General features: G+C 68.1%; 1 protein-coding gene. It reads left to right on the top strand.

Annotated elements, in window-relative coordinates:
- Positions 1-14: 14 nt before the first annotated feature.
- Positions 15-116, top strand: coding sequence for an HAD family hydrolase (locus J1M36_RS12445; protein ID WP_241247216.1), 102 nt, complete (start codon positions 15-17; stop codon positions 114-116).
- The last annotated feature ends 266 nt before the right edge of the window (positions 117-382 follow it).

Consider the following 382-nt stretch of genomic DNA (forward strand, 5'->3'; position numbering starts at 1 on the left):
GTTTGGGTGTGGCGATGGGTAACGCGCATCCCGACGCGCTGGCCGTCGCCGACGAGGTCACTGCACCCAATAGCGAGGACGGCGTCGCGCGGGTGCTGGAGCGCTGGTGGTCCTAGCATGGCCCACGTGACCCGGCGCCTTTGTGGCTCGGGAGTGCGTGACTGAGCCGGCCCCTCGCGCAGATTCGCGACGGGCGAACCGTGACCAGATGTGGTCCGAGATGGACGCCATCGAGGTGGATGAGCAGGTCGTGACCCGCGCGGCTGACCTGGCCCATGCGTGGCTACGACGCGGTGCACTGCGCATCGGCCGAGCAACTCGATGACGACGAGGTTGTGGCCGCGGCGGCAGATCAGCGGCTGCTAACCGCATGGTTGGAGCT

Origin of the sequence: Kocuria sp. KRD140, from assembly GCF_017168375.1 — a bacterium.
GTDB lineage: Bacteria > Actinomycetota > Actinomycetes > Actinomycetales > Micrococcaceae > Kocuria > Kocuria marina.